This is a genomic window from Xylanibacter ruminicola, assembly GCF_900107775.1.
GTDB lineage: Bacteria > Bacteroidota > Bacteroidia > Bacteroidales > Bacteroidaceae > Prevotella > Prevotella ruminicola_C.
In genome coordinates, this window is the sequence record NZ_FNRF01000005.1 from 60,814 (window position 1) to 84,344 (window position 23,531).

At 46.0% G+C, this 23,531-nt stretch carries 15 protein-coding genes; 13 read left to right on the forward strand and 2 right to left on the reverse strand.

The window, feature by feature from the left end; all coding sequences use genetic code 11:
* Window positions 1–9: 9 nt before the first annotated feature.
* Window positions 10–1,464, reverse strand: coding sequence for a TlpA family protein disulfide reductase (locus BLU97_RS12510; RefSeq protein ID WP_074761884.1), 1,455 nt, complete (start codon window positions 1,462–1,464; stop codon window positions 10–12).
* 254 nt (window positions 1,465–1,718) lie between these two features.
* On the opposite strand from BLU97_RS12510, the gene BLU97_RS12515 reads away from it, so the two are divergent.
* The 11 genes from BLU97_RS12515 (at window position 1,719) to tsaA (ending at window position 15,018) form a co-directional block, all read left to right on the forward strand.
* Complete coding sequence (locus tag BLU97_RS12515; RefSeq protein ID WP_074761885.1) at window positions 1,719–3,158, forward strand: tetratricopeptide repeat protein; 1,440 nt, start codon at window positions 1,719–1,721, stop codon at window positions 3,156–3,158.
* 78 nt (window positions 3,159–3,236) lie between these two features.
* Window positions 3,237–4,910, forward strand: coding sequence for a DUF6377 domain-containing protein (locus BLU97_RS12520; RefSeq protein WP_074761886.1), 1,674 nt, complete (start codon window positions 3,237–3,239; stop codon window positions 4,908–4,910).
* Between the two features lie 149 nt (window positions 4,911–5,059).
* Window positions 5,060–6,391, forward strand: coding sequence for a TolC family protein (locus tag BLU97_RS12525; RefSeq protein WP_074761887.1), 1,332 nt, complete (start codon window positions 5,060–5,062; stop codon window positions 6,389–6,391).
* Window positions 6,392–6,432: 41 nt separating this feature from the next.
* Entirely contained in the window at window positions 6,433–7,662 is a 1,230-nt protein-coding gene (locus BLU97_RS12530; protein ID WP_074761888.1) for an efflux RND transporter periplasmic adaptor subunit, read from the forward strand.
* Window positions 7,663–7,667: 5 nt separating this feature from the next.
* Window positions 7,668–8,423, forward strand: coding sequence for an ABC transporter ATP-binding protein (locus tag BLU97_RS12535; RefSeq protein WP_013064549.1), 756 nt, complete (start codon window positions 7,668–7,670; stop codon window positions 8,421–8,423).
* A 41-nt stretch (window positions 8,424–8,464) separates the two neighbouring features.
* The gene (locus BLU97_RS12540) at window positions 8,465–9,682 is read left to right on the forward strand and encodes an ABC transporter permease (protein ID WP_013065353.1); all 1,218 of its coding nucleotides are present in this window, start codon (window positions 8,465–8,467) and stop codon (window positions 9,680–9,682) included.
* Window positions 9,675–10,697, forward strand: a complete 1,023-nt coding sequence (locus tag BLU97_RS12545) for a sensor histidine kinase (RefSeq protein WP_074761889.1) — start codon at window positions 9,675–9,677, stop codon at window positions 10,695–10,697. The genes BLU97_RS12540 and BLU97_RS12545 overlap by 8 nt, the downstream gene beginning before the upstream one ends.
* Window positions 10,694–11,404 (forward strand): LytR/AlgR family response regulator transcription factor, encoded by a 711-nt coding sequence (locus BLU97_RS12550; protein WP_028906953.1) that lies wholly within the window; start codon window positions 10,694–10,696, stop codon window positions 11,402–11,404. The genes BLU97_RS12545 and BLU97_RS12550 overlap by 4 nt, the downstream gene beginning before the upstream one ends.
* Window positions 11,405–11,578: 174 nt before the next feature.
* Window positions 11,579–12,580, forward strand: a complete 1,002-nt coding sequence (locus tag BLU97_RS12555) for a class II fructose-bisphosphate aldolase (RefSeq protein ID WP_074761890.1) — start codon at window positions 11,579–11,581, stop codon at window positions 12,578–12,580.
* 98 nt (window positions 12,581–12,678) lie between these two features.
* On the forward strand, window positions 12,679–14,343 hold the full coding sequence (locus BLU97_RS12560) for a family 43 glycosylhydrolase (protein WP_074761891.1): 1,665 nt from the start codon (window positions 12,679–12,681) through the stop codon (window positions 14,341–14,343).
* Window positions 14,344–14,346: 3 nt separating this feature from the next.
* On the forward strand, window positions 14,347–15,018 hold the full coding sequence (gene tsaA / locus BLU97_RS12565) for a tRNA (N6-threonylcarbamoyladenosine(37)-N6)-methyltransferase TrmO (protein WP_074761892.1): 672 nt from the start codon (window positions 14,347–14,349) through the stop codon (window positions 15,016–15,018).
* Between the two features lie 476 nt (window positions 15,019–15,494).
* On the opposite strand, the gene dinD is transcribed toward tsaA, so the two are convergent.
* Entirely contained in the window at window positions 15,495–16,349 is an 855-nt protein-coding gene (dinD, locus tag BLU97_RS12570) for a DNA damage-inducible protein D (protein WP_074761893.1), read from the reverse strand.
* Window positions 16,350–16,803: 454 nt separating this feature from the next.
* Between dinD and BLU97_RS16465 the strand changes: the two genes are divergently transcribed.
* Both BLU97_RS16465 and BLU97_RS12580 read left to right on the forward strand, forming a co-directional pair.
* Window positions 16,804–20,409, forward strand: coding sequence for a leucine-rich repeat domain-containing protein (locus tag BLU97_RS16465; RefSeq protein ID WP_074761894.1), 3,606 nt, complete (start codon window positions 16,804–16,806; stop codon window positions 20,407–20,409).
* A gap of 10 nt (window positions 20,410–20,419) precedes the next feature.
* Window positions 20,420–23,515, forward strand: a complete 3,096-nt coding sequence (locus tag BLU97_RS12580) for an MBG domain-containing protein (RefSeq protein WP_081353022.1) — start codon at window positions 20,420–20,422, stop codon at window positions 23,513–23,515.
* Window positions 23,516–23,531 lie beyond the last annotated feature (16 nt).

Below are 23,531 nucleotides of genomic sequence, written 5' to 3' on the forward strand. Positions count from 1 at the left end.
CTTCTTTTTTTACAGACTAATACTTCGTATCACGAACACATCCTCACCATCGCCCTCCCTGAAATCAAAGGTAGCAGGCTTGGTATCAAACGGCTCGAAAGTGAGGGTAAAATCGCTATAATAGATGTTAGCCAAGGTACCCTCTGTGGCTGTGTGGGCTTTTACATTGACAAAGGTGCGTTCGTCGAGCGTGATGCCATCTGCAGCTGTCACCTTATATCTCTTGCCATTAGCCGCAAGGTAGGATTGCCTAGCCACAACGAAAGGATACTCCTTCAATGTGTAATAACGGAAACTAACCTTGGTTGCGTAGGCGTCGACATCCACCTTCGTCACAACGAGTGCCAGATTAGAAGTATTGTCTTGTGGCAGACCGTTAAGCGCATCATACATGCCCATGAAATAGCCTGGAACATACCCCATGGCCTTCCAAACAATATGCTTATCGGGCGAAAGCAATACGTAATAAGGCATAGCATGAACATCGCAGTAACTGCTTACGATATTAAGACCCTTCAGACCATCGTTCCAGTTTTTCCAAGCGATACGCTTACTGAACTCGTGCTCTTTCCATTGTGAGAAATCATCTGCGCTGATACCTACTATCTCAAGCTTACCTTTCATCTTCTCGTAGAAATCGTTCATCTCAGCCTCAGCCATTCTACATGGGCCACAACCAATGCCCCAGAAATCGAGCAACACATAGCGACCACCAGCAAAAGCGTCTGACAGATGATGCTTATTGCCCTGCAAATCGAAGAGTTCGTAATCCACGGCTTGATCGCCTACCTGCAAGAGTCGTGGTGGATAGAGGTTAGCATGAATCTCGTCCATTTGGGTTTTAAGTGCTTGGGGCGCATGGGCTGCAAAACGCTTCTCGAGAGCTCTTGCCTGCTCCAGATAAGGGAAGTCCTTAGTAACCTTTGCCGATATGGAAATCTCGTAAAGCTTTTCTATCGAGGCTGCATCTATGGGCAGCAATGGTAGGATATCGAGCTCGCGTTTGGTTATCTCTAAACGTATTGGCTCTGTCTCCTTCCAGGCACCAGCCAACTCCAGCTTCATACATTTTTCCAGCAGATCACGACAATGGTCAACAAGACGGTTCTGAGTCTGCTGTTCAGGCACATCACTTTCTACTTTCCATAACGGGTAGAGGCAATCGGTGCCAGAAACCTTAACATGAGCGCCAGGTCTCAGTATGATATTAAATGTACGGCTGGGACAGCCTTCACCCATAAAGTCAAGACTAACCAAGGTTACATCTTCTACAGGAACGGATAGCGAGAAGCGGCCGTTCTGAACGGTCCCTACGTCATGTCCAAGAGAACCCGTGGCAAGACCAATTACGGTGCCATCTTTCACTGCAGGCACTTCGCCTGTGATTGTTGCGGTTTGGGTTTGCGCCAGTCCCATCATTGCGATGAGGGCGAGCATTGCGGTAATAATAGTTTTCTTTTTCATAATGATACAAAATTTGGTTGAATCCGACAGCAAAGATATGAAATAAAAGGTGAATGACGCAAGTGTTTTTCAAGAAAACTGCAATAGGGGGTGTTGCAAGCGTTTTTCAGCTAAACATCTGATAACATGCCAGTTAAGTAAAACAGCAACATCAAAAAAGTGGCTGAGAGGGACGGGCTGATAAGCAAAAAACGCCGAAAAATCTTGGTCATATTGCGAAAAGACTGTATTTTTGCACACAAATATTAATCAATATGAAGAAACCGTTAATCATACTAACCATCATGCTTGTCGTGACAGGTTGCACAGGGTGGCAGAACCCGCTCATCAAGCAGGCTTGGCAGGAGATAGACGACAAGCCCGAAGCAGCCAGAACCATTCTGGCCAAGGTGCATTACAACTCTTTGTCGGAGAGCGACAAGGCCGAGTACGGACTGCTGAGTGCAATCGTTGACTATGAAACCAGCAGAAAACCTGAAAACGACTCGCTGATATCGGTCAGCATTACCTATTATAATCAGCATGGCGACGATTGGCATCGCGGTCGTGCCTATTTCTATCGTGGAGCCGTCAGAATGTTTAAGTTCGGTAATATCCCCGAGGCCGTGGGCGACTTCAAAGTGGCAGAAACGATCGCAGAGCAATCCAACGACGAAGAGCTGAAAAGCCGGGTGTACGAACGACTGTTTTATGCCAACTTCTATATCGGTAGCAACACCTCGGTCATTAAGTATGCACGAAAGCTGTTGAACAGCAGCACCCACCTTAACGATAGCACCATGATGCTGAAAAGCATGCTGATGTGCGCCACCGCCCATGCCGACATGGACAGGATGGACAGCGCATACGCCTATATAAAGAAAGGTATAAAGCTGAAGAAGGATGTAGACTGGTTCCAGCTGGTCGATGTAGACGCCAACGGTATCAGATGGTATCTCACGATGGCCTACATCCGTAAAGCCCAAGGGCAATACGATAGCGCCATAGAACTTGCGAAGGTAGGTATGACCGATATAGACCAGAAGACACGCATGAAAAGCATGCAGCTGCTGGCCGAACTATACGAACAGACAGGCGACAAGAAGCAGGCAGAAGAGACCAAAATGCAGCTAAAAGAGTACGAAGACTCTATGAAATACGTCAAGCTGGGCATGCAAATGATAGACTGGCAAAACACATTTGATGAGCGCCAGCAAACTCAGGAGTTCTACAGGCAAACGGCATGGATGCAAGGGGTGATAACCATGATAGTCATACTGGCAGCACTGGCCATAGGCATCGGCTTGTGGCTACACCGCCGAAAGGTGCGCCGACTGAGCCACCAGTTGGACGAAGATGCACAAAGCACCAACGAGCTGCGTTCAAAGATGGGACTACTTGAGAACCGCATGGAGCGCATATCCAATACACTGCTGATTGGCACACAGATGTACAACCAGTTGCAGCAGCGCCAATGTATAGCCGAGGCTACAGCCAAAGAACAGCAAAGTCTGGTTGACTACTTTACCCAGCTACGCCCCAAACGCTGGCAGGAGTGGCAACGCAAATACAACAATCTGTCGACAGCACAATACATTTTTCTGATTATGCAAGACGACCTACACTACGACGACGAAGCCATCGCTAATGCTCTGAATGTAAAGCGCACATCGGTAAGAAGCATGCGTTCGAGGATTAAGAGCCGGGAGAGGTAAGAATAAACTTTTTTGGCAAATTACTTGGTCTTTAAAATAAAAATAGGTATATTTGCAGCCAAAACAATTAACTAAAAGATGAGGAAAGAACTACTTCTATGCTTATTGCTGGCTATAACCAACACGATGCTGGCCGATGAGAAACTGGATCTGGAGGCTTACTGCCAGCAGATTGACCATGCTATAGCCCACTCTGCCGACTATGTGGCTGCACATGAGAAGAAGATCAGCGAGACCAAAAGGGCACTGGCATTCGAAACAACACCCAAGAACAAATATCAGATAAACTTTCAGCTTTACGAGTTGTACCGTGCTTTTGTAAGCGACTCGGCCATGTACCACCTAACGGAGTGTATTAAACTGGCCGACCAGTTGGGCGATGCTTCGGGGGCTGTAAAATGCCGTGCGCTGATGGCTATCAGATGCTCGAATATCGGTATGTATGATGAAGCACTGAACACACTCGACTCGATACATCCCGTGGGTATCGACACGCTATCATTGGGTATTTACTACGAGGCATATAATAATGTATATAGCGAGCTGGCCTACTACACCCGATTGGCGCACATGAAGCAGACCTACCAGGCCAAAGCCGACCATTACAAGAAACTGATGATGGAGATACTGCCGCCTACCTACGAAACACGCTTTTTACGACTGGAACAGCAGGCACAGGTGGAAGGAAAACTCGAAGAGGCCATGAGGATTAATGACGAATGGCTCAAGACGGTAGAACCAGGCAGTCATCCTTATGCGCTGGTGGCACTATACCGCTACATTGAATACAAGCTGCAGGGCAACAAACCCCAGATGATGCACTGGCTGGTAGAATCGGTATTGGCCGATATACGTAATGCTGCCATGGACCAGGGATCGATGTGGGAACTGGCCAACGAACTGATGCTGAACGGTGATATCGACAAGGCATCGAGCTACATCAGCTTTACCAGCGACTGCGCTAACCGCTACGGATCGCGCCAACGCAACTGGCAGATAGCCCCACTGCTGACTACCATTGCCAAGAACTACAAAACCAAGAGCGAGCATACCACCAACCAGCTTCGCATGCTGTTGGTAGCCATCAGCTTGTTGCTTTTACTACTGTTAGGCGTACTGTTCTTCCTGCGTCGCCGCAACCTGCAGTTGGACACCGCCCGTATGGCACTGAAAGGCAAGAACGACGAACTGGCCACAGCCAACAGTCAGTTAGCCACCCAAACCGAAGAGTTGTCAACACTTAACTCTCAATTATCATCTCTCAACTCTCAATTATCCGAGAGTAACCGCGTAAAAGAGGAGTACATCGGACGATTCATGAGTCTGTGTTCGCAGTATATCGACAAATTGGACGACTATCGCAAGATGGTGAACAAGAAGATGAAGAACAAGGAACTGGAGGATTTGTTCCGTCTGTCGAAATCTACCGAACTCAAGGAGAAAGAGCTGGAAGAGCTGTATCAGAACTTCGACTCGGTGTTCCTGCACCTGTTCCCCAATTTCGTGAACGACTTCAATGCCCTGCTACAGGACGATATGCAGGTACACCCCAAGGAGGAGAACCGACTGACCACAGAAATAAGAATTTTTGCCCTGATACGACTGGGAATCGAAGACTCGTCGAAGATTGCCGAATTCCTACATTATAGCGTTAATACCATATATAATTATCGTGCGCGTATCAAGAACGGTGCACTAGACAATCGCGAGAGTTTTGAACGGCGTATCAAGCAGTTAGGCAATATACAATAGCATCTTACAGTTAACAAAATATTATAAAAAAATTGAAATTATCCACTAATTGGCGGCTAAATTCTACTAACCGCCAATTTTTTGTCTATTTTATTTGGAAGTTATCGATAAACTTATTACCTTTGCCGACGAAATCAAATATGATTGGGATGAAAAAAAGATTAGTTGTATTAAGTATGTTGATGCTGACGCTGACAATATCAGCTCAGAAGAAATGGACCATGCAGGAGTGTATCGACTATGCAATGGCCAACAACATAACTCTGCAGAAGTCAAAACTGCAGAAGCAGAGTGCAACCGAAGACCTGAAGGGTTCGAAGGCCGCATTACTGCCTACTTTGAACGCATCCACCAACCAGAGCGTGGGTTACCAGCCCTGGAAGGATTCGGGTGTATCTACTGTTACCAATGGCATGGTAAACACCAAAGTTGACAAGACGTATTATAATGGTTCGTATGCCGTTAATGCCCAATGGACGGTTTGGAACGGCAACCGGAACACCAATACCATCAAGTTAAACAAGATAACTGAAGACGAAGCTGAACTGCAGAGTAAGGAAACGGCCAACAGCATTCAGGAGCGTATTGCCCAACTCTACACCCAGATTCTGTATCTGGATGAGAACGTGAAGGTGAACGAGCAGATGCTGGAGACCGCTAAGAAAAATGAGGAGCGCGGACAGGAGATGGTAAACGTGGGTAAGATGAGCAAGGCCGATCTGGCCCAGCTGAGTGCCCAGCGAGCCACCGACGAGTATAACATTGTAGAGACTCGCAGTCAGCTGTTGAACTACAAACTGCAGCTGAAGCAGTTGTTGGAGATTACCGACGAGACAGAGTTTGACGTGGCTATCCCTGAGATTACTGACACGATGGTACTAAAAGAGGTGCCCACCCTGCAGGGTGTTTACGAACAGGCACTGCTGAACCGTCCTGAGATTGAGCGCTCTAAGTTAGCCATCAAGAGCAGCGACGTAAACCTCTCGGTAGCAAAAGCCGGTTGGCTGCCCACCGTTAGTATGACAGGTAGCTTTGGCACCAGCACCAACTCGCTGAGTTCGAACGGCTGGGGCAAGCAGATGAAGACCAACTTTGATGCGATGGCAGGTGTTTCGGTAAGTGTGCCCATCTTTGATGGCAGATCAACCAAAACATCGGTAAACAAGGCCAAGATACAACAGCTGTCGGCACAGCTCGATTTGTTGGACCAGCAGAAGACCCTCTACTCTACCATTCAGGAGTACTGGCTGAATGCCCAGACCAACCAGCAGAAGTACAAGGCTGCCTGCGCTACCGTTGAGAGCGAGCATCAGAGTTATGATCTGCTACAGGAACAGTTCCGCCTGGGACTGAAGAACATCGTAGAACTGATGACTGGTAAGGACAACCTGCTCTCGGCTCAGCAGAACCAGTTGCAGTCGAAGTATCAGACTATCTACAACCAGCAGATGCTGAAGTTCTACGAAACGGGAGAGATGTAATAATTGACAATTTACAATTGAGAATTGAGAATTTTAGAGATATGAAAAAGATCGGTAAGAAAGGATGGATTGGTATCGGCGTTGTGGCCGTTATCGTAATTTTTGCCCTGGTTAAATGCACAGGTGGCAAGAAAGAAGAGAAGATTAGCTTTGATACCGCAAAGGTAGAGAAAACAAATATCCAAACCAGCATTACAGCTACTGGAACCATCGAGCCTGTGACCAGCGTAACCGTTGGTACCCAGGTGAGTGGTATCGTCAGTCATCTGTATGTAGATTACAACAGCGTAGTAAAGAAGGGACAGGTGATTGCCGAACTGGACCGCACCAACCTGATTAGCGAACTGAACACAGCCAAGGCTAACCTGAGCAGTGCCCAGAGCTCGCTTAACTACCAGCTGAGTAATTATAATAGGTATAAAGAGCTGTACAACAAAGGTCTGGTAAGCGCCGATGAGTACGAAAACGCCCGTTTGCAGTATCTGCAGGCCAAGGAGCAGGTAAACACATCGAAGGAGAGCGTACAGAAGGCTCAGACCAACCTGGGCTATGCCACTATCACATCGCCTATCGATGGTGTCATCCTGTCGAAATCTGTTGAAGAGGGTCAGACCGTTGCCGCGTCGTTCAACACCCCTGAGCTGTTTGTGATTGCTCAGGACCTGACCGACATGCGTGTGATTGCCGATATCGACGAGGCTGACATAGGTGGCGTTAAAGAGGGACAGCGTGTAAGCTTTACCGTAGATGCCTTCCCAGATGATCAGTTCGAAGGCCGCGTAACACAGGTTCGTCAGCAGGCCACCACCGAGAGCAATGTGGTAACCTACGAGGTGGTTATTTCGGCCCCCAACAACGACCTGAAGTTGAAACCAGGCCTGACAGCCAACGTAACCATCTTTACTTTGGAGAAGAACGACGTACTGGCCGTTCCTTCTAAGGCATTGCGATTCCATCCCAACGAGGCTTTGCTGCAGAAGGGTGAGACCATCGAGGATTGCGAGGGCGACCACAAGCTGTGGACCAAGGAAGGCACAGTATTCAAGGCTCACAAGGTTGAGGTTGGTACCAGCAACGGTATCATGACCGAGATTACTGGCGGCATAAAAGTTGGTACTGAGATTCTGACCGACTTTAACATCAGCGGTGGTGCTGCCGAGGCAGAACAGCAGCAGGCAAGCAACCCATTCATGCCACGTCCAGGTGGAAACAGAAATAACAACAATAACAAACAAGGCGGACAAGCTGGCGGTGGTGCACCACAAAGATAAGCGTTATGGAAGAAGAGAAGAAAGTAGTTATTGAACTGCAGAACGTTAAGCGCTACTTCCAGGTGGGCAGTGAAACGGTGAAGGCCTTGCGAGGTGTCTCGTTCAAGATTTACGAGGGTGAGTTTGTTACCATCCAAGGCACATCGGGCTCGGGTAAGAGTACACTGCTTAACCAGTTGGGCTGTCTCGACACGCCCACCAGCGGCGAGTATCTGCTGGATGGCATTGCCGTGCGCACCATGTCGAAGACCCAGCGCGCCAAGCTGCGTAACCGTAAGATTGGCTTTGTGTTCCAGAATTACAATCTGCTGGCCAAAACCACAGCTCTGGAGAATGTGGAACTGCCCCTGATGTACAACTCAGAGATTTCGGCCTCGGAGCGTCGTCGCAAAGCTATGGAAGCCTTGAAGGCAGTAGGACTTGAAGACCGTATGTATCACAAGTCGAACCAGATGTCGGGAGGTCAGATGCAGCGTGTAGCCATCGCCCGTGCGCTGGTTAACGATCCCGCTGTGCTGTTGGCCGACGAGGCAACAGGTAACCTTGATACACGTACATCGTTCGAGATGCTGGTACTGTTCCAGGAGCTCTACAAGCAGGGCCACACTATTATCTTTGTGACCCACAACCCTGAGATTGCTGAGTATTCGAGTCGTAATATCAACCTGCGCGACGGTAAGATTCGCGAGGATACCATCAATACCAATATCAAGTCGGCAGCCGAGGCACTGGCACAGTTGCCTGCTCCGCAGGATGATTGATAATTGAAAATTGACAATTGATAATTGAAAATTAAGTATTAATGAATATACTGAATCTGTTTAAAGTAAGTCTGAAGGCCGTAGCGAATAATAAGATGCGCTCGTTCCTGTCGATGCTGGGTATCATCATCGGCGTGGCAGCGGTGATTATTATGATGAGCATCGGTCAGGGCTCGAAAGAGAGCATCCGTGCCGAACTCTCGACAATGGGTACCAACCTGCTGACAATCCGTCCTGGTGCCGATATGCGAGGTGGTGTACGACAGGATCCGTCGAGCATGCAGACACTGAAGATGGCCGACTACGAGCGTATTGTTCGTGAGAAGCGTTTTGTTACCAAGGTATCGCCCGAGGTAACAGCCAGCGGTCAGGCCATCTATGGCAGCAAGAACACCAACGCCTCGATGTATGGCGAATCGATAGACTATCTGGACATCCGACTGTGGACCATCGAAGAGGGCGAGTGCTTTACCGAGGAGGACATCAAAAAAGCCTCGAAGGTTTGCGTGGTTGGTGCTACCATCGTTAAGGAACTGTTTGGCGAAGGTGCCGAGTGTATCGGTAAGACCATCCGCTTCAAGAGTATCCCCATGCGTATTGTGGGTGTACTGAAATCTAAGGGCTACAACTCGTGGGGTATGGACCAGGACAACGTGATTATCGCTCCCTACACCACAGTGATGAAGCGTATTGCTGCCCAGACCTATTTCTCAAGTATTGTCTGCTCGGCTGTAACCGAGGAGCTGAGTGATGCTGCCATCGAGGAGCTCACACAGATACTGCGCGACAACCACAAGCTGAAGGAGGATGCCGACGACGACTTTACCATCCGTTCGCAGGCCGAGATGATGGAAACCATGTCGAGTACGATGGACACCGTAACCATCATCCTGGTAGTGGCAGCAGCCTTCTCGCTGTTGGTAGCTGGTATTGGTATTATGAACATTATGCTAGTAAGTGTAACCGAGCGCACCAAGGAGATTGGACTGCGCATGGCGGTAGGTGCTACCGGTCCCGTTATATCGCTACAGTTCCTGATAGAGAGTGTGCTGATATCCTTTACAGGCGGACTGATAGGCGTGATAGTGGGCGTTGGCGCCAGCACGTTCTTAGCATCGTTCGGCATGCCATCAAGCGTACCCGCCTGGAGTATCTACGTATCGTTCCTGGTATGCGTGTTTATCGGTGTACTATTCGGTTACATTCCTGCACAGAAAGCAGCAAATATGGATCCTATAGAAGCTATAAGACATGAATAAACATTTAGCAGGCCTATGCCACGTAGCCCTTTGGGCATTCCTTTTCCTGTCGCCTCTTACATTCTGGAGAGGCACAGGAATCAAGTTTTTGCAGTACCTGATGTACTGCATGCAGCCAGCCATGCTGATGCTAGTGTTCTATCTGAACTATCTGTATCTGGCTCCCAAACTCTTCGTGGCGGGCAGGCATCGCTACGACCTGCTCATCAATCTGGCGCTGATTACCGCCCTGGGGCTCTTCCTGCACTACTGGAACGACTACGCCAACGAGTTGTACGGAGTACATGAACGCTTTGATGATGCGATTAACGACGTAACCAACATCATGCGCGACTGTCTGAACCTGGCTATCTTTGCCGGTGGTTCTACCGCATTGGCATTGGCACGCAAATGGGTAACAACCGAACAGAAGCTGCAGGAGTCGGAGGCTGCTCGCGCTCAAAGCGAACTGAAAAACCTGCGCTCGCAGATTAACCCCCACTTCCTGCTAAACACGCTGAACAATATCTATGCGCTGACAGCCATCGACCAGACACGCGCCCAGAATGCCATCCAACAGCTATCAAAAATGCTACGACATCTGCTATACGACAACCAGGAACGCGAGGTTACACTGGCAGATGAAATGCAGTTTATCGAGAACTACATTGCCTTGATGAAGATCCGCTTGTCGCAGAACGTCGATGTCACATTCCATCGACAGGTGGCCTTGCCTGGTATTAAGGTGGCACCACTCATCTTCATCTCGCTGATTGAGAATGCCTTTAAACATGGCGTGAGTCCTGTTGAACCCAGTTTTGTGCATATCAGCATTACCGCCACAGAACACGACATCACCTGTCAGATTGAGAACTCGAACCATCCCAAATCGAACGACGATCGCAGCGGTCATGGCATCGGTCTCAGTCAGGTGCAGCGACGTTTAGAATTGTCCTATCCCGGACGTTACACCTGGGAGAAAGGCGTTAATAAAGAAGGAAATATTTACACATCAACAATACATATCCAGTTATGACAATTACTTGTGCTATCATCGACGATGAGCCTCTGGCAGCAGGTCTGCTTGAGAGCTACGCCAAAAAAACTCCTTACCTGAGTTTGCAGGGAACCTACAACAGTGCCGTACAGGCCATGAAGGATCTTCGCGAAAACCCCGTACAGCTGTTGTTCTTAGACATTCAGATGCCCGAACTGTCAGGCATCGAGTTTGCCAAGATTTTACCAAAAGACACAAAGGTGATTTTTACCACCGCATTCCCTCAGTATGCTATCGAGGGCTTTAAAGTAAACGGCTTGGATTATCTGCTGAAGCCCATCTCGTATGACGACTTCATTAAGGCTACCGACAAAGCCATTGAATGGTTTACCGTTGCCTTGCGCCAGGACGTTTACCGCCGCGACCGCTTTATGTTTGTAAAGAGCGACTACAAGCTGCAGCGTGTGAACCTCGACGATATTCTGTATGTTGAGGGATTAAAGGACTATGTACGCTTCTATCTGAAGAACGGCGATAAGGTGATGTCGCTGATGTCGATGAAGAAACTGGAGGAATATCTGCCCAAGCCAGAGTTCCTTCGTACCCACCGTTCATTCATCGTACATATGAAGGAGACACCACTGGTAGATAAATTCCGAATTGTGTTCGACGAGGTGATGATTCCTATCTCCGACAACTATAAGGAGGAGGTTCAGCGATACTTCGACGAGCATACGCTGGTGTAAGATTGCAAACTGCGTTTTACAAAAGGTAAAAAAGTAAAAGGGTAGAAAAGTAAAAAAGTGATAAAATAGGAATTCATTAGTAACTTTTACCTTTTTACTTCTTTACCTTTTTACTTTTTTTTGTACCTTTGCAGGCGTTAAAGCGACAATTATTCATTTAAATTTAAAGATATTATGGTTAATTACAAGGAATTAGGACTCGTGAATACTCGCGAGATGTTCAAGAAGGCAGTAGCTGGTGGCTATGCTATCCCCGCTTTCAACTTCAACACAATGGAGCAGATGCAGGCTATCGTACAGGCTGCTGTTGAGACCAAGTCACCTGTTATCATGCAGGTTTCAAAGGGTGCTCGTAACTATGCTAACGCTACAATCCTGCGTTACATGGCTGAGGGTGCAGTAGCCTATGCCAAGGAGTTGGGTTGCGAGAAGCCTGAGATCGTTCTCCACCTCGACCATGGTGACAGCTTCGAGCTCTGTAAGGACTGTATCGATATGGGATTCTCAAGCGTTATGATCGACGGTTCTTCACTGCCTTACGAGGATAACATCGCCCTGACAAAGAAGGTTGTTGAGTACGCTCATCAGTTCGACGTAACTGTAGAGGCTGAGCTCGGCGTTCTCGCTGGTGTTGAGGATGAGGTAGTAGCTGAGGAGAGCCACTATACAAAGCCTGAGGAGGTTATCGACTTCGCTACTCGCACAGGTTGCGACTCACTGGCTATCTCAATCGGTACTTCTCACGGTGCTTACAAGTTCAAGCCCGAGCAGTGCACACGCGATCCTAAGACTGGTAAGCTCGTTCCTCCCCCACTCGCATTCGACGTTCTGCACGAGATCGAGAACAAGCTTCCTGGATTCCCCATCGTTCTCCACGGTTCTTCTTCAGTTCCTCAGGACGAGGTTGACACTATCAACAAGTTCGGTGGTAACCTGCCCGACGCTGTAGGTATCCCCGAGGAGCAGCTCCGCGAGGCTTCTAAGAGCGCTGTTTGCAAGATCAACATCGACTCTGACTCTCGTCTGGCTATGACTGCTGCTATCCGTCAGTACCTGGCTGAGCACCCCGATCACTTCGATCCTCGCCAGTACCTGAAGCCCGCTCGTGAGAACATGAAGAAGATGTACATCCACAAGATTGTGAACGTACTCGGTTCAGACGGCAAGCTCGGATAATCCAAGCATCACATTATAAAAAAAGTCCGAAAGTATCATGCTTTCGGATTTTTTTTGTATATTTGCAGCCTGATAATAAACCTAACAATACGAACAAGATGAAGACGAATGTTCTTAAACTCAGTTTAGCAGCTGTTTGTTGCATGGGTCTGGCTGCATCGTGCACCCAAAAGGCTGCAGTTGTAGAAAGTCAGGAACTTACAACACTCAACACCGTTGGAAACCCCTATCTGCCCTTGTGGGAGCATATCCCCGATGGCGAGCCCTATGTGTTCGACGACCCTGATAATCCAGGCAAGCAGCGTGTGTATATCTATGGTTCGCACGACAATCTGAAAGATGCCTATTGTGGTCGCGACCAGGTGGTATGGTCGGCTCCAACCGACGATCTGAGTCACTGGCGTTACGATGGCATTATCCTCACCGTTAACAGAAATGCCCGAGGCGAGGTTTTCGACTCGGCAGCTACAGCCGACGTGCTGTATGCGCCCGATATCACTTTGGTAACCGATACCACAGGCAAGAAAACATATTATCTGTTCCCCAACGACCAGACAGGCTACCGCAATGCACTGATAGCCAAGAGCGACCGTCCGGATGGTCCTTTCGAAGTATGCAACTGGAGCAGGAAGAATCCCAACCAGGTTGAGGGTATCTATGGTTTCGACCCCGCTGTGTTTGTCGACGACGATGGTCGTGTGTATGGCTACTGGGGCTTTGAGCACTCATACGCCGCCGAGATTGATCCTGCCACCATGTGTACCGTTAAGCCTGGCACAGAGATTATCGATGGTATGGTATCAGGCCGCAACGAAGAGGGTATCTTCAGCTTCTTCGAGGCATCGAGCATCCGTAAAATCAAGGATAAATATGTGTTTATCTACAGTCGCTTTACCAAGGATGGCGAGTTTGGTTTGCCTACCAGCAACTACAACCTGGCCTATGCCTATAGCGACCAGCCATTGGGTCCTTGGACTTATGGCGGTACCATTATCGATGCTCGTGGTCGCGAGATAAACGAGAAGGGCGACACCATTGCTTCGGCTGTTCCAGATGGCAACACCCATGGCAGTATCTGCGAGATCAACGGTCAGTGGTATGTATTCTATCATCGCCAGACGGGTACCAACGAGTATGCACGCCAGGCCATGGTGGCTCCTATCAAGGTAACTGTCGAGGAAGGCGAAGGTGGTAAGGTTGAGATTACCGAAGGCGAATATAACTCCGAGGGATTTGCGCTCGCTGGTTTGAATCCATTCGAGCGCCACTCAGCCGGTATCGCTTGCTGGCTCACAGGTCCTACCCCTGCTGTGCACGAGTGGCCTAACAACAAGTTCTCAGGTTCGTATGTCGAAGTATCGTATGGTAACGATAAGAACTTTGACGATCCTTATGCCTTGGCCTGCAATACCAACCGTGTGGTTAACAATACCGATGGTTCAATCGTAGGCTACAAGTACTTTAACCTCAACGAGAGCAAGGGCAAGAATAATCTGAAGCTGTCGTTGAATCTCATCCCTGCAGGTATCGATGGTACCATCCAGTTGATGCTCGATCGTCCTTGGACATCGCAGAAGGGCAAACTTCTTAGCAGTTTTGAACTCAAGGCCGACATGCCTCAGGAGGCCACCGAAGCCGTTTTCGACCTGCCAGAGCTGGCCAAGCTTTCAGGTAAGCACGCCATCTACTTTGTATTCAAGTCGAATACCAAGCAGAAGTCGTTGTGCACCCTGTTGGATTTCGCATTTCAATATTCCGAGTAATACATGGAGATACAACCCATAGCATGGTTTGAATCACCATTCCCCACAAAGTTTGGTATTCCTCGTCAGAGCGGGTTAGTGCCCGACCTGACGGGGCGTATCGTGTTTGCGCCAGAATACCGACAGATGGAGGCTGTTCGCGGACTTGAAGCATTCGATTACCTATGGATTATCTGGGAGTTCTCGGCCAATCGCGATGCCGAGAAGAGTCTCACTGTGCGTCCACCCCGTTTGGGCGGCAACCAGCGTATGGGTGTGTTTGCTACCCGTTCGCCATTCCGTCCAAATAATCTCGGATTGTCGTGTGTGCGTATCGATCGCATTGAACACGATGCAAAATTGGGTCCCGTCGTCTATGTAAAAGGAGCCGACCTGATGCACCAAACGCCTATCTACGACATCAAACCCTATGTGGCCTATGCCGATGCCCACCCCGATGCCCGTAGTGGCTTTGTGGACAACACCGAGTGGGAGCCATTGAAAGTAGAACTCCCAAAAGAATTGGAAAACAAAATCCCAACTGATCAGGTAGCATCCTTGATTGCCACCCTGCAGCAAGATCCCCGTCCCCGTTATCACAACGACCCTGACCGCATCTACGGCATGCCGTTTCTCACCTTCGACATCCGCTTCAAGGTGGCTGATAACGTATTAACAGTGGTAGAGATAAAGTAAAATTTGCAAAGTACCTAGAGAAATTTTGCACTCTAAGTACTTTGCAATTGAAAAGTCCTTAGGAAAATTTTGCGCCTTAGTTTACAAATAAAGCCAGTCCTTCTACACTAGGACTGTAATCCTTTAACCAAAATACTGGAGTCATCTCTAAGTAGTACTCCAGTCTTTTGTAACTAGTACTGAACGCATTATTAATCCATCTTTCATCAAAACCTCTCAACCTCTCACTTAATACCCTTGAAGCCCTTATGTACAAAGCATTTCAGCCACATGAGAGGTTTGAGCAACCTCTCACCCAACCTCTCACTCAACCTCCCCCTATTATTAAATTCAGCATATACACATCTCTGATAAAAAGTGAGAGGTATAGGGAGAGGTACAGTGAGAGGTTAGCTAAACCTCTCACGCTCCAAATCTCCAGTGTTTATACGGCTTTCAGCGCATTCAAGTGAGAGGTTGAGAGTATTTTAAAAAAACTATTTTGGCAATTTCGATGTACTTTTCTGCATTAACTTTTCATCTTTCGCCACTTTACGTTCCACCTTCTTTATGTCCTCTGCAGGTGGCAAATCCTCAGGCTTTATGCCACGTTGTCCAAGCATACCACGAACACTACGATTATTTTGCACATGTTCTGCAGCAATGTTGGTTTCGCCGTAAAGATCCTTTTGTTCTACATTATAGTTAGTCATTTCTGTAGCTAGATTCTTTGCTGCAATAGTTAGTGTTGGAAGATAGTCGGCCAAAGCACCACTTTTAATACCCAAGCGTTTTTTCATCTGCTCTGTTGTGAGTCCTCCAAACAAAGCACTATCGCCTTTTGAACGAATTCTGCCAAAGCCTTTATCGTCAACCCCTCGTTGGTAGATGTTTCTACTCAGCTGCTTTTCTGATGCACGCAGACGTTCACGAGTATTTAAACGTGCTATTTGGTTTAGACGTTCTTCTATTAACTCAGCCCTACGAGTTTGTATGGCAAAATAGCTTTGCGCAAAAGCAATCTCATCCTTTTTAGGGTCGCCATTTTGAGCTATCAGGTAACAAGCATAGCGTGTGAGCATAAAGTCTTGTACATCACGCTGTGCACCCTTGGCTAAAGCTATCATTTTCGTGACCTCACGAAAATGATCATCCACGCTGACTCCCAGCGTCTTACACGATTCTATAGCTCGACCAATAGCCAATATAAAATTCTCCCATCTTGCATAACCAAGAACCTTTTGCAGCTCACGGGCATACCAAACTTCGATGTCATTACCATCCTCATCTTTTACAACTTCCACGATTGCATCAAAGGCGGATTTGTATTGCTCTATTTTCTGAATATCCATATCGTTTATAGTTTTTTAATTCTGATGCAAAGATAATACTTTTCTGCTTAATAGTATAAGAATCATCCAAAATATTACGCCTTTAGAATGTTAAAAATCACTTTTTCTGCATAAAACTTGGAAGTATCGAATATATTTCCTATATTTGCAGCGTGCTTGGCGAATGCTGGGCGCATTACAGATTGCTCAATAGCCTTCCAAACACCACATCGAAGCTGACAGAGCAACAACTTTTCATCAATTATTGGGAGTCGGCCCTCATAGGGCGCAGGCTTTCCCATGCATTGTTGATGGTTGTGGTGACCAGGAAGGCGTATGGCGAGAGTTCTGCGCTTTTCTTTTTATGAAGAGGTGCTACAGATATACGGCCTAGAAGTATTTATTAACCGAGAATAAAGAAATCTAAATAATTACGCGTATGAAGAAACTATACCTATTATTGCTTTTCGTAAGCATGAGTTTTATTAATGCTTTTGCTCAGCAAGTGTCTTATACAGACGAGAAAGGCGCAACGTGGATATTTAGCTATAACAGCTATTGGAATGAGCAGACACAAACAAATAATTATTACTGGGGAGTGAAGTCTGTAACAGACTATGGTGATGAGATTACTGTGCCTGCTACAATTACTTACAATGAGGTGGAATACCCGGTTGAGGCAGTTGGAAGTGAGGTTTTTATGGACAACAAATCTGTATCTAAAATCATTCTGCCGCCATCCATCAAAAGAATAGGCAATTATGCCTTCAAGGGCTGTAGCAGTTTGAAAGACGTTGGCGACATATCAAATTGTGAATATATCTATGGTGAGGCTTTCAGAGCTTGTATCAGTTTAACGCAAGTTAATCTGTCTTCATGCAAAACGCTTGAATGGGGTGCTTTCAATAACTGTCAGAATCTTGTTAGTATTGGCTCGCTTGCTAAAATCGAAAACATAGGGAGTGATGCATTCCATGAATGTAAGGCTCTAAAAGAAATTGATTTACCAGCAAATGTCAAAATTGAAGGCTTGGCTTTTTACAATTGTACAAGCTTAACAAAAGTTGGTAGTCTTGATAAGGCATCTATTGGAGAGAATGCATTTGACAATTGTACTTCATTGAAGAGTGTTGATCTTTCAACTGTAACTAAAATAGGTTCTAGGGCTTTCGATAATTGTACATCTTTGGAGAGTGTTGGTGATTTATCTGCAATCACAGGATTAGACGATGGAGTTTTTTATAATTGTCGTTCATTAAAAGAGGTAAACCTGTCCTCTTGTAAAACAATTGGTAGTGCAGCATTCGGTCATTGTGAATCTCTGACAAGTATTGATTTATCATCATGTCAGACTTTTGGGGATGGCGCTTTCTCATATTGCTCGAATTTGAAGACAGTAAATGGTTTTGAACATTTTGCTGGTGTTGCAGAAAGTGCATTCAATGGTTGTAGCAAACTTGAAACTATCAATTTGAGCAATTGCCAGACTTTTGGTGCAAATGCCTTTTCCGGTTGTAGTAGCCTGACAACATTAGGTACATTGCCCTTATGTGAGACCATTGGTAATGGTGCCTTTTCTGGATGTACCAAACTTGGCGATGTCATCATTGAATCAACAGCCTTAACTTCTATTGGTTCTGGTGCATTTAACCATACAGGTACTTTAACTTTTATGCAGATTACACCTATTGCTATCTCTGAATATGCATTTGGTGAATATCTTCTCATTAAAGTGCCAGCAGAATCGCTAGAAGCTTATCAAACTGCTGATGTTTGGAAGGATTTCGCTAGTCGCATATTTGCTATTGGTGATACATTCGATTTTGATATTGAAGTTGAAGCTAATGATAATACCTCAAGTCTGCAGGAAGTTATTGGTAAGGAGAATCTGAGAAAAGTTGTGTCGTTGAAAGTTACTGGTAGCATTAATAGTTACGACATTATGATTATCCGCAATCAGACACCAAATCTGCATTATCTTGATCTGACAAATGCTAATATTGTTGAATGCGCACAAGAGTATTATACTGGTTATCGTACGGAGGATAACATTATTGGAGGGAACATGTTTAGAGATCTTTTAAAACTCTTAACAATAAAGCTGCCCAAAAATGTTACACAGATTGGTAGAGAAGCATTTTATGGATGCAGAAATCTGCAAGATATTACTATAAATGAAGGTATTGTGTCTATTGGCTATCGTGCATTCTTTGATTGTTATGGGATAAAAGAGTTTATTTTGCCTAATGGTTTAATTACTATTGAAACTGATGCTTTCCAAAACTGTTTTGGTTTGGAAAAAGTTGCGTTTCCCAATACACTGGTTTCAATAGGTCCTTGGGCTTTCTACAATTGCTCAAAATTAAGTTCAATTAGTTTGCCAACAAGTCTGACAACAATTCACGATTATGCATTCCATTATTGTAATAATCTTAAAGAAGTGAAAATTCCTAGCTCTGTTACAGATATTTATGGAAATGCTTTTTCTCGTTGCGAACAACTAAATAAGGTATATACTTATACTATTGAGCCAACATCAATAGATCAGAATACATTCAGTACTTATAGCACAGCTACACTTTATGTACCCAAAACCAGTTACGATAACTATTACTGGGATACTGAGTGGAACCAGTTTGCTAAGTTGGAGGAGTTTGATGAGCCTTATTCTTACTTCTACATTAATAAGGACTACACGCTGGATGAAGACGAGCGTATTGATGGAACGCCAGATGCCGATTTGAATCCTGGAGGTAGCCTGACGGTTGAAGGTGAGGATAACCAGGATATTGACGACCTGACTGTTATCAGCGATGGCGACAGTGGACAGAGTGGTTCTGTAATTGCTGATGATAACATTAATGCCAACTGGTTGAAGTTTGAAATTAAGGTGGTACCTAACAAGTGGTACTTCTTCGGATTCCCATTCCGCATTCTGTTATCGAACATTGCGTTTGATAAAGAAGACGTGAACTACGTATTCCGCTATTATGATGGTGCTGCACGTGCTGAAAATGGTAATGGCGGCTGGAAGAATCTGCCTGCTAATGCTGAAGCCTTGGAGCGTGGTATAGGCTATATCTTCCAGTGTAACAAAGCTGCGAACTTGATTCTGAAGGTTGAAAAGCCCGACTTTACAGCAGAAAATGTAGAGCAGACACTTGTGGAGCATGAATCAGCCCAGGCACAGGATGCTGGTTGGAACTTTATTGGTAATCCCCACATCAGCTATTACGACATTAACGATACAGAGTATTCGGCCCCAATCACCATCTGGAACGGTACATCGTACGAGGCCATCCGTCCTATCGACGACGATTACTTCTTCCACCCATTCCAGGGATTCTTTGTTCAGAAACCTGACAACAAGGATAAGGTGAAGTTTAATAAAGACGATCGCACCTCTTACCTGCAGTCACAAAAGAAAAACAAGGTTGCACAGACGCGCCGCATGACCAGAGGTATCGACCAGGAACGTCTGCTGATAGAGCTGACCATTGGCGATACCGAGGCCAGAGACAAGACTCGTATCGTATTTAACGAAAAAGCTACAACTGGCTACGAGACCTTGTGTGATGCAGCTAAGTTTATTAGCACAGAAGATGTGCCACAGATTTATACGCTGGATAACGAAGGCGCTAAGTATGCCATTAACGAGCGCCCTGCTGGCGAAGTAAAGGTTGGTTATCTGGTAAAGACTGCTGGCACCTATAAGATTGCCGCCATCAGAATGGATAAGAACGTAACACTGTATGATGATGTGACTAAGACAGAGTTCGACTTTACCAATGGCGACTATACCTTTGAAAGCGAGGCCGGCACATTCGACAACCGTTTTACACTGAAGATACCTACTGGTGCTGCTACTGGTTTGGCAGAGATTAAGAACCAGACTGGTGTAAACGTAATGGGTAATGCCGATGGTATCCAGATTAGTAATGTAGGCGATGCAATGGTAGATATCTACTCATTAGCTGGCGTACAGTTGGCAACAGGCGTTCGCGATGGATTCGTCAGTCTGCCAAGGGCAACCTATATCGTTAAGGTGAACAACATTTCTACTAAGGTGATGGTAAAATAAACCATAGCTTATGATTAAGCAATTAAGATGTATATTAACAGGTTTGCTCCTCGTTCTGGGGAGCAACCTGATGATGGCCCAAGGCGATTGGAACCCCACCAATCCACCAGAGCCATCAGCTAAATATAAAATCACAGTTAGCTCCTCGCCTGACTTTGCATATACGTCGGGGACTGGCTGGTACTCACAAGGACAACAAGTATGGATATACTCTTCGGCATACAGTACCAATTACAAATTTAAGTATTGGACTAAAAATGGCGTGGAGTATTCTACACAGAACAGTTTTTATTATACAGTAGAGAGCGAAAACACCAATTTCGTGGCTGTATATGAATACGACCCCGTGAGCCCGGCTGAACCTGAAGGCACAGCCTCTTATCGTTTGTATCTGAATTCAAACGTGGCTGGCAGTTGCTCGTTCAATAGGACAAGTGGGGCCAAGGTGAAAGTTGGAGATTATGTATCTGTTTACGTGTATGTGAATCAAGGATATAAATTTCTTGGATGGTATAATCAGGAAGAAAAGATTAGCGAGTCAACAAGCTATGGTTTCCAGATGCCTGATGGCGATGTAACTTTAACGGCTCATTTAGAGTATAGCCCAGAGAATCCAGCTGATCCTGAGTTGGCACCTGACCAGCCTGTAACACCGAAAATCAAGGCAAAGGATTATACACGAATTTATGGTGAAGCTAATCCTACGTTTGAATATACAACGAACACAGATATTAGCGGTACGCCAGTTTTAACATGCGATGCTAATGAAACGTCGCCTGCAGGAACCTATGCTATTAAAGTGGATCGAGGTTCGGTAGAGGGTGAGAGCTTATCGCTTATTGATGGAACTTTAACTGTAAAAAAGGCTCCATTGACAATCCAAGGAAAGGAATATACCATAAAACAAGGCGATAACTTGCCTGTGTTTGATTTGAACTATGTTGGCTTTAAGAATGGTGAAACTGCTGATGTATTGACTACCCTCCCAACGGTATCATGCACAGCTACTTTGGATTCGCCTGAAGGTGAGTATGTAGTAACTGTATCAGGTGGCGAGGCAGCAAATTATGATATTACGTGTACCAATGGCAAGCTGACTATAACGAAAGCAGATACGGGTGATGAAACGCGTAAACTGATTAACTTGTCGATAGGCTGTTCAGGTACTTATGTGGATAAGACAAGAATTGTGTTTAATGAGAATGCAAGCCTGTCATACGAAACGGCATGTGATGCAGCCAAGATGTTTAGTGAAGCCGATTATCAGATTTACACATTAGATGCATCGGGTGTGAAGTATTCAATCAACGAACGCCCTGCGGATAATGGAACTGTACCATTAGGAATCATCGTCAATAAGGCAGGAAGTGTTTCTATTGCAGCTACCAAGATGGATTGTCCGATAGTACTGGTTGATAAGGTATTAGAAACAGAGTATGATTTCTCAGATGGCGATTATACGTTTGATTGTAATACTGGTACTTTTGAGGACAGATTCGCTATTAAGAAAAAAGCTGCTGATGCTGTGGCAATAACAGCTAAGAGTTACACAAGGGTTTATGGTGAGGCTAATCCTACCTTTGAGTATACAACAGAAGGCGCAACGCTTAACGGTACGCCATCAATCACTTGCGAAGCCACTGCAACGTCGCCTGTTGGAACCTATACGATAACAATCACCAAGGGTAGTGTAACCAATAGTGAGGTAACTTATACCAATGGTACGCTGACTATCACCAAAGCTCCATTGACCATCAAGGCAGGTGACTACACGAAGAAGCAAGGTGAGGACAACCCAACGTTTACTGCTACTTACGAGGGTTTTAAGAATAACGAAACAGCTGATGTGCTGACTACCAAGCCCATCATTAGTTGCGAAGCCACAAAGAATTCAGCCGTTGGTGAATATACTGTAACCATAAGTGGCGCTGAGGCAACTAACTATGAGATATCGTATGTGAACGGTAAGTTGACCATTACTGAAGCACAGGTACAGACTCCTATTAAGTTGATTGCCAAGAGCTACACGAGAGTTTATGGTGCTGCCAATCCTACTTTTGAGTATACAACAGAAGGTGGAACGCTTAACGGTACACCATCAATCACATGCGAAGCCACAGCAACATCGCCTGTTGGTACCTATACGATTACTATCGTCAAGGGTAGTGTAACCAATAGTGAGGTAACTTATACCAATGGTACGCTGACTATTACCAAGGCGCCACTAAAAGTCTCAGTAGGAAACTATGAGATCGTTGAGGGCGAGGCTATACCTGCATTTGATGCAAAGTATGAAGGTTTTGTGAATAATGAAACTGCAGACGTGCTGACTACCAAGCCTTCCATCAGTTGCGAAGCTACAAATAGTTCGCTTGCAGGCGAGTATAAGGTAAAGGCGAGTGGTGCTGAGGCTAAGAACTACGAGATAACTTATGTGGATGGCAAATTGACTATTCTGGCTAAGAAATTCGTGGCTGGTGGTGATGATAATAAGGACGAAGATGATGCTGCAACGTATCAGATTACCAGTCAAGTGGGCGGTAGCGATACTACGCCTACGGTAGCCATTACTGATGACGCTGGCGTATCAGATGCGTTTGATATTCCAGAAGAAGTGGTGCATAATGGCGTAACATATAAGGTAACTGAAATTGGTGAAGGTACCTTTGAGAACAATACCAACTTGACGGAGGTGACCATTCCAAGCTCGATAACCAGTATTGGTGACAAAGCCTTTAAGGGATGTAGTAATCTTAAATCAATAACCCTTTATATCACAACTCCTATCAGTCTGGCTGTAGCAGGAACTCGCGGCGCAATGACCAGAGCCGATGGCAATTCGGTATTTGATGGTGTTGATAAGGCCACGTGTATTCTGTATGTTCCTGAAGGTAGCGTAGATCTCTATAAGGCGGCACCTGTTTGGAAAGATTTCCAAAACATCCTTGCTATAGGTACTACTGGCATCAATGCTATAATAATGAATGATGAACCACAGGATATCTATGACTTGCAAGGTCGCAAGGTTAAAGCTAAAGCAACCTCGCTGGATGGATTGCCAAATGGCATCTACATTGTAAATGGCAAGAAGGTAATACTTAAATAGAAACAAAGAGACCCTC